At 69.1% G+C, this 11,190-nt stretch carries 11 protein-coding genes; 3 read left to right on the plus strand and 8 right to left on the minus strand.

Annotated features, from left to right (window positions below; all coding sequences use genetic code 11):
- Both larE and larC read right to left on the minus strand, forming a co-directional pair.
- Positions 1–759 (minus strand): ATP-dependent sacrificial sulfur transferase LarE (gene larE, locus AC3XYG_RS04405; RefSeq protein ID WP_489138598.1); only part of this gene is annotated, 759 nt, incomplete at its 3' end.
- A complete protein-coding gene (gene larC / locus AC3XYG_RS04410; protein ID WP_489138599.1) occupies positions 756–1,952 on the minus strand; it encodes a nickel pincer cofactor biosynthesis protein LarC in 1,197 nt (398 codons plus the stop codon). The genes larC and larE, both read right to left, overlap by 4 nt.
- Positions 1,953–2,086: 134 nt before the next feature.
- Here larC and AC3XYG_RS04415 point away from each other — a divergent pair, with 134 nt between their 5' ends.
- A complete protein-coding gene (locus AC3XYG_RS04415; protein WP_489138600.1) occupies positions 2,087–2,848 on the plus strand; it encodes a FadR/GntR family transcriptional regulator in 762 nt (253 codons plus the stop codon).
- Positions 2,849–2,855: 7 nt separating this feature from the next.
- Here AC3XYG_RS04415 and AC3XYG_RS04420 read toward each other — a convergent pair whose 3' ends face one another.
- The 6 genes from AC3XYG_RS04420 to AC3XYG_RS04445 all read right to left on the minus strand — a co-directional run bounded on the left by AC3XYG_RS04420 (position 2,856) and on the right by AC3XYG_RS04445 (position 8,932).
- On the minus strand, positions 2,856–4,154 hold the full coding sequence (locus AC3XYG_RS04420; RefSeq protein WP_489138601.1) for a nickel-dependent lactate racemase family protein: 1,299 nt from the start codon (positions 4,152–4,154) through the stop codon (positions 2,856–2,858).
- Positions 4,155–4,177: 23 nt separating this feature from the next.
- Entirely contained in the window at positions 4,178–4,912 is a 735-nt protein-coding gene (locus tag AC3XYG_RS04425) for an ABC transporter ATP-binding protein (RefSeq protein ID WP_489138602.1), read from the minus strand.
- Positions 4,909–5,631 (minus strand): ABC transporter ATP-binding protein, encoded by a 723-nt coding sequence (locus tag AC3XYG_RS04430; RefSeq protein ID WP_489138603.1) that lies wholly within the window; start codon positions 5,629–5,631, stop codon positions 4,909–4,911. The genes AC3XYG_RS04425 and AC3XYG_RS04430 overlap by 4 nt, the downstream gene beginning before the upstream one ends.
- Before the next feature lie 2 nt (positions 5,632–5,633).
- Entirely contained in the window at positions 5,634–6,647 is a 1,014-nt protein-coding gene (locus tag AC3XYG_RS04435; protein ID WP_489138604.1) for a branched-chain amino acid ABC transporter permease, read from the minus strand.
- A 62-nt stretch (positions 6,648–6,709) separates the two neighbouring features.
- Entirely contained in the window at positions 6,710–7,579 is an 870-nt protein-coding gene (locus tag AC3XYG_RS04440) for a branched-chain amino acid ABC transporter permease (protein WP_489138605.1), read from the minus strand.
- A 141-nt stretch (positions 7,580–7,720) separates the two neighbouring features.
- The gene (locus AC3XYG_RS04445) at positions 7,721–8,932 is read right to left on the minus strand and encodes an ABC transporter substrate-binding protein (RefSeq protein ID WP_489138606.1); all 1,212 of its coding nucleotides are present in this window, start codon (positions 8,930–8,932) and stop codon (positions 7,721–7,723) included.
- Positions 8,933–9,235: 303 nt separating this feature from the next.
- Here AC3XYG_RS04445 and AC3XYG_RS04450 point away from each other — a divergent pair, with 303 nt between their 5' ends.
- Both AC3XYG_RS04450 and AC3XYG_RS04455 read left to right on the plus strand, forming a co-directional pair.
- Positions 9,236–10,222 carry an aldo/keto reductase gene (locus AC3XYG_RS04450; RefSeq protein ID WP_489138607.1) on the plus strand — a complete coding sequence of 329 codons (987 nt, stop codon included), beginning with the start codon at positions 9,236–9,238 and terminating at the stop codon, positions 10,220–10,222.
- Between the two features lie 43 nt (positions 10,223–10,265).
- On the plus strand, positions 10,266–11,129 hold the full coding sequence (locus AC3XYG_RS04455; protein WP_489138608.1) for an amidohydrolase family protein: 864 nt from the start codon (positions 10,266–10,268) through the stop codon (positions 11,127–11,129).
- Positions 11,130–11,190 lie beyond the last annotated feature (61 nt).

Consider the following 11,190-nt stretch of genomic DNA (forward strand, 5'->3'; position numbering starts at 1 on the left):
GGCCAGAGGCCGGGACGCGATGGCGGCCGGCAGCACGGCGCGGATCGACGCCTCCAGCTTGGCCATAACTCTGGTGTCGAGGCCGGCGAGGCTTTCGGCGTCGAGCTCCACCACCAGCCCGGCAGCGCGGATGCGGCAGCGCACGGTCTTCGGCCGCAGGCGCCGGCCCAACAGTTGCTCGACCGCGTCGATCGCCCGCAGCATGTCGGGGTCGATGGGGATCAGCGTCTCGACCCGGCTCGACAGGCAGGGCGAGGCCGGCAGCTCCGCCAAGTTGCCGAGGCCGAGGTCCCGCGCCAGGGCCCGCACGCCTCCCTTGGCGATCCCGGCCTCGACATAGGGGTGGCGCACGCCGTGCTCGCGCGCGGCATCCAGCCCGGGGCGGTATTCGCCGAGATCGTCCAGATTGGCGCCGGACACGATCAGCCCGTCGATCCGCGCGGCAATCGAGCCATAGAGATTGGTCTTGCAGAAATAGCAGCGGTTGACAGGGTTCTGGCGATAGCGGGGATCGTCGAATTCGCCGGCATCGAGAATGGTCAGGGCCCAGCCCTCGCGCCCCGCCCAGTCCCGCACCCGCGCCGTCGCCAGGGGCGGCACCGCCGGCGACACGGCATGCACCATCATCACCCCGTCGCCGCCGAACCGCCGATGCGCCAGGACGGCCAGGGTCATGCTGTCGACGCCGCCGCTGACCGCCACCGCGACGGGGCCCAGCCCGTCGATCACCGCCTCGAGACGGGCGCGATCCGCACTCATGGTTTCTCCTGCTCCACCGCATCTTCCGCCGCCCGGCGCCGTGCCTTGCGCGCGGCATGGCCGGCCAGGTCGGCCACGTCATCCGCCTCGGCCTTCACAGTCGCGCCGCCGGGCCGGTCGACCGCCTTGACCCGCACCGTCCGGTCGCCCGAGGCGATCTCGACCATGCGCCGCGGCAGCACGGCCCGGCGCTGCACCTGATAGCGCAGGCCGATGGTCGTGGTCTCGGCAAAGCACAGGTGCAGCACATCGTCCTGCGCGTCCGGCCGGGCCAGGATGCGCAGATGCATCATCATGCGCCCCTTCTTGCCGAACACCGGGGCCTGGATCACGTCATGCACCGCGGGATGGGCGCGCAGCCGGTCCAGCGCCAGCGCCAGCTCCTCGCCCGACTGGTCGTCGATCTCGCATTCGACCACCAGCACCGCATCGCCATCGACCTGCGGCGCCACCGCGTCGAAGCGCAGCACCCGCACGCAATTGCTCAGCCCGGGCAGGATCCGGGTGCCGAAGCCGATGCCGGCGCCGCCCAGGGACCGCGGCTGAACCGATCGCCCGGCATCGCCGCAGAGATGGCGCAGGATGGCGGCGCCGGTCGGCGTCACCCGTTCACCGCCGACGCCGTCATCGATAGTGCGGAAGCCCTGCAGCAGCAGCGCCGTGGCCGGCGCCGGCACCGGCAGCGGCCCATGGGCGGTGCGCACCCGGCCGGATCCCAGCGGGATGTCGCCGACGGTCCAGCGCGCCGCATCCGCCGCCGCGATCAGATGGGCGGCACCGACGATATCGGCGATCGAATCCCAGGCCCCAACCTCGTGGAAGCTCACGGTTTCGACATCGACGCCATGCACCTGCGCCTCGGCCTCGGCCAGGTGCCGGAAGATGGCGATGGCGTGCCGCCGCACTTCGGCGTCGAGATCCGACCGTTCCAGCCCATCGCGGATCATGCGCCAGGCGACGTGGTCGTGCCCGCCATGCCGCCCCTGCCCGCCCGGCCGTTCGACCAGGAACCGGCGGCCGGCCAGCACGCCGTCGTTGTGCGGCATCAGCCGGGCGGTGACGCCGGCCAGCAACGGCCCGGTCCGCGCCAGGCTGTCCTGCAGCCCGGCTGCGTGTTCGGGACTCAGGTCGAGCATCGCAGCGATGAACATGTCGCCCGCCAGGCCGCCGACCAGATCGAGATGCAATTCCATGTGCGGACTGTTCCAGATTGGCGGGGCGATCACAACGCGGCAGCGGCGGCCGCAGGCCGGGGTTGCGCGCCCTTGCGCCGCATCGCCGGCACTGCGATCCTGATTGCCGCAAAGCATTGGGAATGAAGAACAGGATGAGCGGCGATTCCGGTTTCGGCTCGATCAGGAAAGCGCCCAACCTGACTGCGGGTCTGATCGAGACCCTGGTGGCCCAGATCGAATCCGGCGACCTGGTGCCGGGTGCCCGCCTGCCGACGGAACAGGCCATCGTTTCCGCCACCGGCGTCAGCCGGACCGTGGTGCGGGAGGCGCTGGCCTCGCTGCGCGCCCGCGGGCTGATAACCACCCGCCAGGGCCTCGGCGCCTTCGTGGCCGAAGCCGCCGCGCCATCGCCGTCCTTCATGGTCGAAGCCAGCAAGCTGGATTCGGTCGACGACGTGCTGCAGGTGCTGGAGCTGCGGCTGGGCATCGAGGTCGAGGCCGCCGGGCTGGCCGCGGAACGGCGCAGCTCCAAGGGGCTGAAGCAGATCGAGGCCAGCCAGGCCGCGTTCACCGCCGCCATCCGCAACCCCGCATCCCCGGCCGAGATCATCGGCGTCGAGGAAGACCTGGCCTTCCACCGCGCCATCCTGGCTGCCACCGGCAACGCCTATTTCGCCAGGGTGTTCGTCGCCCTCGGCGACCTGGTGATCCCGCGGCAGCGCGCCCGCAGCGCCACCCTGCCGCCGCCGGAGCAACAGCGCCATCTGCGCCGGATCGAGCAGGAGCACGAAGCAATCCTGGCCGCCATCCGCGCCGGCGATGCTGCGGCGGCGCGGCGCGCCGCCCGGTCGCACCTGGCCCGCAGCCGGGCCCGCTACACCGCCCTGCAGCCCGTGGCCGAGGCCGCGTCCTGACGGTCTGTCACCCAGCCGCATGGTAGGGGATGACGTAGGGACCCTCGGGGATGATGGCGACCGCCGGGTCGTTCGACCGGGCGATGCTGGCGGCAATGGCTGATTCAAGGTCGCCGACCAGCGCCGTGCCGGTGATCGCCCGCTCCGCCGCATCGAGGCCGGAGGTGTAGAGTTCGACCCGGCCCAGGCGCAGCGACTTCAGCTGCATCTCGGTCTGCCATTCGTCGATCTCGGCCAGGGTCTTCGCCGTCAGTGTCGCGAGGAACCGGTCCGGACCGAGCTCGACCAGCCGGGTCTGCGCATCGCGGAACTCCGGCGAGCCGAAGCCTTCCGAACATTCCGAGGCGATGATCAGCGTGCCGCCCGGCTCGAGGATATCGAGCGGCGTCACCATGCCCTTGATCGTCTGGTAGTAGGTCTTGTCGAGGGGATAGCCGGCCGATGAGGTCACCACCGTGCGGAACTTCCGCGGCACCGGCACGCGGGTGGCACCGCTGACGAAATCGACCGCCGCGGCATGGCTGGCGATGATCTCGCCGAAGGTGACGCAGACCAGGTCGCGATCCTCGTCCAGCACCGTGTTCAGGCCATAGACCTCGCCCAGCATGCCGACGATCTGCAGCTGCTCCTCATGCAGCGGGTTGCCGACCAGGTTGCACTGGACCGCGAGCGGATCCTCCATGAAGCGGGCGGAGTGGAAGGTGCGGATGGTCTCGTGATGGGCGACGCCGGGGGCGATCACCTTGCGCCCGCCCGACCAGCCGGCCATGAAATGCGGCTCGACCAGCCCGGTGGCGATGCGCAGATCGGCCTCGACGAATTGCCGGTCGATCTTGACCGGCGTGCCGCGCGTCGCCGTGCGGCCGAAATCGACATGGGCGGCATCGTCGCGCGCGTCATGGTTGTCGACCCGGACATGCTCCAGCACCCAGGGGTCGCCGACCAGCTCCGCCAGCTCATCCCCCAGGTTCGGGCGGTGCAGGCCGGTGGCCACCAGCACGCTGATGCGGTCGAGCGGAATGCCCGACGCCACCATGGTCTCGATCATCGGCCGCAGGAACAGCCGGTTCGGCACCGGCCGGGTGATGTCGCAGATCAGGATGCAGGCACTGCGCCGGCCGCGCGCCAGCTCGGCCAGAGATGGCGCGCCGATCGGCTGGGCCAGGACTCGGGCGATCGCCGCCGCGGGGTCGGTGATCTTCGGCAGCGGCTGCTTGCGCACCACCGTCACCTGCGCCCCCGCCGGCAGGCGGATCGGCAGATGGCCGCGGCCATAGGAGATGGTGAGATCCGCCGGTGTTGTCACAGCCCTGCTCCGCTTCGCAAGTCTCAGGCGGTGGCCGCCGCCGGCGCGCCGCCGAGGTAGAGGTCCCGCATCAGATCCGCATTCTTCAGCTCGGCGATCGGCCCCGAGGCGACGACGCGGCCCTGCTGCATCAGATATCCATGCGTGGCCACGCCCAAGGCAAGCCCCGCATTCTGTTCGACCAGCAGGATCGAGGCGCCGAACCGCTCGCCGATCACCAGGATGATGGCCTTGATCTCCTTCACCATCAATGGCGACAGGCCGAGCGAAGGTTCGTCGAGCAGCAGCACGCGCGGCCGCGCCATCAGCCCGCGGGCGATCGCCAGCATCTGCTGCTGGCCGCCGCTGAGCGACCCGCCCTTGTCCCGCCGCTTGGCGGCGAGGATCGGGAAGAAGCCTTCCATCAGCGTGACGTCGGCATCGACCGCAGCCTGGTCGCGCCTGGTGTAGGCGCCAAGCCGAAGGTTCTCCTCCACCGTCATGTCGGCGAAGATCCGCCGGCCTTCCGGCACCAGGACGACGCCGCTCTTGGCCATCACGTCGGGCGGTTGGCCGGTCATGTCGCGGCCGTCGAAGGTCACGGTGCCACCACGCGGCTTCACCAGCCCGGCGATGGTGCGCAGCAGCGTGGTCTTGCCGGCGCCGTTCGGGCCGAGGATGGTGGCGATCTCACCCTGGCCGAGGGTCAGGGAGACGTTGCGGTTGACCGTGGTCGGGCCATAGCCGGTGGTGACGCCGGAAACCTGCAATAAGTTCACAGCGCGCCTCCAAGATAGACTTCCAGCACCTTGGGGTCGGCCAGCACCTCGGCGGTCGGCCCGTCGGCGATCTTGCTGCCGAAATCCAGCACCACCAGCCGGCGGCACAGGCGCTGCATCAGGCTCATGTCGTGGTCGATGACGCAGACGCTGATGCCGTGGTCCGGCAGCTGCTGCACCAGCTCGACCAGCGTCGTCGTCTCCTTGTCGTTCAGCCCCGCCGCCGGCTCGTCCAGCAGCAGCAGCGACGGCCGTGTCGCCAGTGCCAGGGCGATGCCGAGCAGGCGCAGATTGCCGAAGGGCAGCACGCCGGCGATCTCATAGCGCAGCGCCTGCAGCCCGACGAAGCGGATCAGGTCGTCCGGTGTCGGCCAGGGGAACGGCCGCTCGCTTTCGGTGCGGCAATGCTCGGTGGCGATCTGCACATTCTCCAGCACGCTGAGGCCGGGGAAGGCCATGGCCTGCTGGAAGGTGTGGGCGATGCCGGCATGCGACACCGCATGGGCGGGGGTGCCGGTCATGTCGCGGCCGCGCCAGGTCACCGTCCCCGCGGTCGGCTTGTGCACGCCGGTGATGACGTTGAACAGCGTGGTCTTGCCCGACCCGTTCGGGCCGACGATGCCGAGGATCTCGCCCTCGACGATGGTCAGGTCGACCCCGGCCAGCGCCGCGACGCCGCCAAACTGCTTGCGGAGGCCGCGGATTTCAAGCGCGCCCATGATCAGCCTCCCGCCTTCGAAGCCGGTGCCTCGGCGGCCGGCAGCCGCTCGGCCTGATCAGCGCGCCGCGCGAACAGCTTGCGCCAGCCGTCGATGGCGCCGGCGATCAGCCCGTTCGGCAGCAACAGGATCACCGCGATCAGGCAGACGCCGTACAGGATGCGGGACTGCACCGGGTCGAGCGCGAACAGCTCCGGCAGGAAGGCGACCAGGATGCCGCCGGCCAGCGGCCCGAGCAGCAGCCGCGCGCCGCCGATCATCACCATCAAGGCGAGGTAGATGCTCGGGAAGGACGCGAACTGGGTGGGCGAGATGTGGCGCAGGAAATAGGCCAGCAGCACGCCGGACACGCCGGCGAAGACGCCGCTGACGACGAAGGCGCCGATCTTGTGCCGCCCGACATTGATGCCGAGCGAGGCCGCGAGCTTTTCGTTCTCGCGGATCGCGCGCAGCGTCCTGCCGTAGGAGGAGTGGACGATCGCCCAGCTGGCCACGGCGCTGAGCGCGACGAAGCCGAGCGTCAGCAGGTAGAATTGCGGCAGCGGGTCGAGTGCCAGGCCGAACAGCGACACCGGCTGCTCCAGGTCCAGGCCGGTGGCCCGGCCGGTGAATTCGCCGCCATTGGTCAGGACGATGGTCAGCAACTGGCCGAAGGCGAAGGTCAGGATCACGAAGTGATGGCCGCTGACCCGCAGCGACGGGAAGCCGACGATGGCGGCCAGCAGCGCGGTGCAGGCCGCGGCGAACGGGATCGCCAGCCAGAAGTCGAAGCCGAAATCGCGCGCCAGGATGGCGGCGGTGTAGGCGCCGACGCCGACCAGGGCGGCATGGCCCATCGACAGGATGCCGGTCTGGCCGAACAGCACGGACAGGCCGTACAGCGCCACGACGTTGATGCCGGCGGTGATGGCCAGGGACAACAGCCGGTTGCTGGGCCCGAGCAGCGGCACCAGGGCCAGCAGGGCGAACAGGACCAGCGCCATGACCAGGCCGCGGATTGGGGATCGGGGATGCATCGTCGACCCTTTGGGATCAGATGGTTCGGGCATCCCCTTGGGATGCGATGGTTCGGGCACGCTCAGGTCACCCGCGGACCGCTGGTGCCGCCGAACAGGCCGTTCGGCCGGACCAGGAGCACGATGATCATCAGGGCGAAGGAATAGGCGTCGGTCCATTCCGACAGGCCGTAGCCGGCGCTGAAGCCTTCGACCAGGCCCAGGATCAGACCGGCCACGACAGCGCCGGTGAGGTTGCCCAGGCCGCCGATCAGCGCCACGGCGAAACCCTTCATCACGATGGTGCCGCCGGTGAAGGGGGTGATCGGGAACAGGGCGATCAGCAGGGCCCCGCCGAGGCCGGCCAGGGCGCTGCCGAAGACGAAGACGCCGGTGATGTAGCGCCGCACCGGGATGCCCATCAGCGCCGCGGTGTCGCGATCCTCGACGCTGGCGCGCAGGGCGCGGCCGTAGCGGCTGCGGGTGATCATGAAGAAGGTCAGGGCGACCACGGCGGCGGTGATCACGATCACCATCACCCGGACCGCGGCGATGCGCACGCCGCTGACATCCCAGATCGTGTTCAGCGGCCGCGGGATGCTCTTCTGGTTGGCGTTCCAGAACAGGATGACGACGTGCTGCAGCACCACGATCAGGCCGAGCGAGACGATGAAGCCGTTGGTCGGCCGGCTCAAGGTGAAGCGGAACAGCCCGCGTTCCAGCACCAGCCCGAGGAGCGCCACCGAGGCGACGCCGGCGACGAGGGCGAGCGGGAAGCCCCAGCCGGCGCTGACGGCCAGCCAGGTGACGATGCTGCCGACCATCAGGAATTCGCCATGGGCGAAGTTGATGATGCCGGTCAGGCCGAAGATCAGGGTGACCCCGACGGCGATCAGCGTGATCACGCTGGCGATCGACAGCCCGTTCAGGATCTGCTGGAAGAGGATGTCCACGGTGCGGTCCGGCTGAAGGGGGCGTCCGGCGCGACGGCCGGCGGCAAGGTCGGGTCGAGATGGCCTGCCGGAGAGGGGGGGGGGACGCCCTCCGGCAGGCCGACCGGCAGGGCGATCAGGCCCCACCGGCAACACGGAGCATCACATCGGCGCGTCGGCCGGCGGCTGCTGCATCGAGCAGGCGATCTTGCCGTCCGGCGATGCGACGCAGACTTCGGTGGCGTGCGTCACCTGGTGATGCGCGTTGAAGCTGAGCGTGTCCGACACCACGCCCTGGTGCTGCAGGGTCATCAGCGCGTCGACCACCTTGTCCGGGTCGAAGCTGCCGGCCTTGGTCCAGGCCTCCGCCAGCATGTGGACATAGTCGTAGTAGAGCAGCGACACCGAGGAGGTGACGCCCTTCGGTGCGCCGGCCGCGAAATAGGCGTCGAAATAGGTCTTCGCCTTGGCGTTCGAGGATTCACCCCAGCACACCGGCACGCAGCTCATCGCCACCGGCACATCGGCCGATAGCCCCCGCTCCTTCCAGATGCCGGGGTCGACGCCGAACAGAAAATAGCTGGGCGCGACCGCCAGTTCGAGCGCCTGCGGCAGCGCCGCCAGCGTCGAGTCGCCGTTGTACCAGAAGTGCACAACATCCGGGTTCAGGCTCTTGGCCCGGGTCAGGATCGGCGAGAAATCGGTGGTATCGGGCGGGTAGAAGATGATGTCCGGCACCTCCTGCCCTTCCGCCTTCAGTGCCTTGATGTAGTAGGAGGACAGGAACTGGCCGGTGGCATCGTTGCCGGCGATGATCACCGACTTCTTGATCGGGTGGTCGACCAGCGGCTGCAGCAGGCTGAGCACGCCGCGCGCGGTACTGCCGCTGCGCTGGAACTCCCGCGGTTCGGACTGGAACAGGTAGTGGTCCTCGCCGCCCGGGGCGACCGAGGCGTCGGTCAGGATGGTGTCGAGCGTGCTGTTGCCGGCGAAGTGCAGCACCTTGGCCGGCTGAGTGATCTTCGCCATCGCCAGGGTGAAGTCATGCGATTCCGAGCCGAAGATCGCCTTCACGCCGACGTCGCGCACCAGTTCCTGCGTCGCGGCGACCGCGGTGCCGATGTCGGTGCGGTCGTCCCGGCGCTCGAGCTCGATCTTGTAGGTCTTGTCGCCGACCTTCACGCCGCCGGCATCGTTGATTTCCTTCACCGCCAGGCTGACGCCGGCCGGCAGCGTATGGCCGGCGGAGACGAAGGCGCCGGATTCGGCGGCCACGACGCCGATCTTGACGACGTCATCGGCCGCGAGCGCCGGCCAGGCCAGGGCGCTGACCCCAAGGGCGAGAAGGACTGTCTTTTTCGATAACGCCATCATTGGACGAAACCTCCCTGCGGTGCCGCTTGATTACACGGTTATCATACAACCACACGACCCGATATGTCCTTGCCACGGCGCCGCTGTCAAGGCAGCTTGTCGGACATAAGGCTCGGGACGGCTCCAGAATCCCCGCCCCGCCGGGCCACGCTGCCGGCAACAGCGCGGATTCCCCGCCGGTGCCTGCCCTTTTCGGGACATGGGCCTTGTCAGGCCTGCATCAGTTGTATGATAACCCTGTGACCGGTTCGAATCAAGGCAGCGGCCCTTTCACGGACGGGACCGCGCAGATGGAGGAAGAAGATGCGATCGAGGGAATTCGGCCGGACCGGCCGCACGGTGAGCGAGATCGGCTTCGGCAGCTGGGCCATCGGCTCGGCCTGGGGCCATGTCGATGACGGCGACGCGCTGGCGGCGCTGCACGAGACGCTCGACAGCGGCGTCACCTTCCTCGACACGGCCGATGTCTATGGCGACGGCCGGTCGGAACAGCTGATCGCCCGCGTGCTGAAGGAGCGCGGCGGCGACAAGCCCTATGTCGCCACCAAGACCGGCCGCCGCCTGCCGCAGCAGGAGGTCGCGGGCTACAATCTCGAGACCATGTCCGGCTTCATCGACCGCAGCCTGACCAATCTCGGCGTCGAGACGCTGGATCTGGTGCAGCTGCACTGCCCGCCGACCGACCTGTACTACCACCCGGAGGTGTTCGGCGCGCTGGACCGGCTGGTCGAGCAGGGCAAGATCCAGCACTACGGCGTCAGCGTCGAGCGGGTCGAGGAAGCGCTGAAGGCCCTGGAATACCCGAACGTTCAGAGCATCCAGATCATCTTCAACATCTTCCGCCAGCGCCCGGCCGAGCTGCTGTTTGGCCTGGCCGAGGAGAAGAAGACGGCGATCATCGCCCGTGTGCCGCTGGCCAGCGGCCTGCTGTCCGGCAAGTTCCGCGCCGACACCAAGTTCGAGGCCACCGACCACCGGCTGTTCAACCGCAACGGCGAGGCGTTCGACGTCGGCGAGACCTTCTCCGGCGTGCCCTATGAACAGGGCCTGAAGGCGGTCGAGCGGGTGCGGCCGCTGGTCGGCGGCGACACCACCATGGCGAAGTTCGCGCTGCGCTGGATCCTGATGTTCGACGCCGTGACCGTGGTCATCCCCGGCGCCCGCAACGGGGCCCAGGCCAAATCCAACTCCGAGGCCGCCGATCTCGCCGCCCTGCCGCCCGACGTGATGGCCGAGCTGCGGGCGATCTACGACCAGGACGTCAAGCCCTTCGTCCATCAACGTTGGTAGTCGGTCTCCAAACCCTCCACCCCTCGGCATCCGGACATCGGCCATGACCTCCCCGATCATCGATTCGCACCAGCATTTCTGGGACCCCGACAACGGCGACTATGGCTGGATCAGCGGCCCGTTCGCCCCGATCCGGCGCATCTTCGCGCCGGCGGATTTGCAGCCTGCGGTGCAGGCGAACGGCGTCTCCGGCACCGTGCTGGTGCAGACCTGGAACGATCTCGGCGAGACCTGGGACTATATCCGGATCGCCGAGGCGACGGGCTTCGTCGCCGGGGTGGTCGGCTGGGTCGATCTGACCGACCCCAAGGTCGGCCAGACCCTGGCCGAGCTGAAGGCGGCGCCGGAGGGGCGCTGGCTGGTCGGCATCCGCCACCTGATCCATGAGGAGGCGGACCCCAACTGGCTGCTGCGCGACGATGTCCGCCGCGGCCTGCGGGCCCTGGCCGATGCCGGGCTGGTCTACGACCTCGTGCCCAAGCTGCCGCACCTGCCGGCGGTGCTGCGCACGGTGGCGGATTTCCCGGACCTGCGCTTCGTCGTCGACCACATCGCCAAGCCCGACATCAAGGGCGGCGGCTTCGAACCCTGGGCGGCGCTGATGCGCGGCTTCGCCGCCCATCGCGACCATGTCTGGTGCAAGCTGTCCGGCATGATCACCGAGGCCGACTGGCGCGACTGGACGCCGGCGGACCTCAAGCCCTATGTCGCCGAGACGCTGCGCATCTTCGGCCCCGATCGCTGCATGTTCGGCACCGACTGGCCGGTCTGTCTGGTCGCCGGCAGCTATGAGGACGTCATCGGTGCACTGCGGACCTGCCTGGAGGATCTAGGCGACGCCGACAAGGCCCAGATCTTCGGCCGCTCGGCGATCGAGGCCTATCGCCTGCCCGGCCTGAGCGCCTGACTCCTCCCCCTCTCCTCCCCTTTTTTTGTCATTGCCCGGCTTGACCGGGCAATCCAGGGGC

The organism is Inquilinus sp., from assembly GCF_057815775.1.

Coding starts and splice junctions, on each gene's coding strand:
- larC (WP_489138599.1), bottom strand. CDS start 1,952: ATGGAATTGCATCTCGATCTGGTCGGCGGCCTGGCGGGCGACATGTTC.
- AC3XYG_RS04415 (WP_489138600.1), top strand. CDS start 2,087: ATGAGCGGCGATTCCGGTTTCGGCTCGATCAGGAAAGCGCCCAACCTG.
- AC3XYG_RS04430 (WP_489138603.1), bottom strand. CDS start 5,631: ATGGGCGCGCTTGAAATCCGCGGCCTCCGCAAGCAGTTTGGCGGCGTC.
- AC3XYG_RS04435 (WP_489138604.1), bottom strand. CDS start 6,647: ATGCATCCCCGATCCCCAATCCGCGGCCTGGTCATGGCGCTGGTCCTG.
- AC3XYG_RS04445 (WP_489138606.1), bottom strand. CDS start 8,932: ATGATGGCGTTATCGAAAAAGACAGTCCTTCTCGCCCTTGGGGTCAGC.
- AC3XYG_RS04450 (WP_489138607.1), top strand. CDS start 9,236: ATGCGATCGAGGGAATTCGGCCGGACCGGCCGCACGGTGAGCGAGATC.
- AC3XYG_RS04455 (WP_489138608.1), top strand. CDS start 10,266: ATGACCTCCCCGATCATCGATTCGCACCAGCATTTCTGGGACCCCGAC.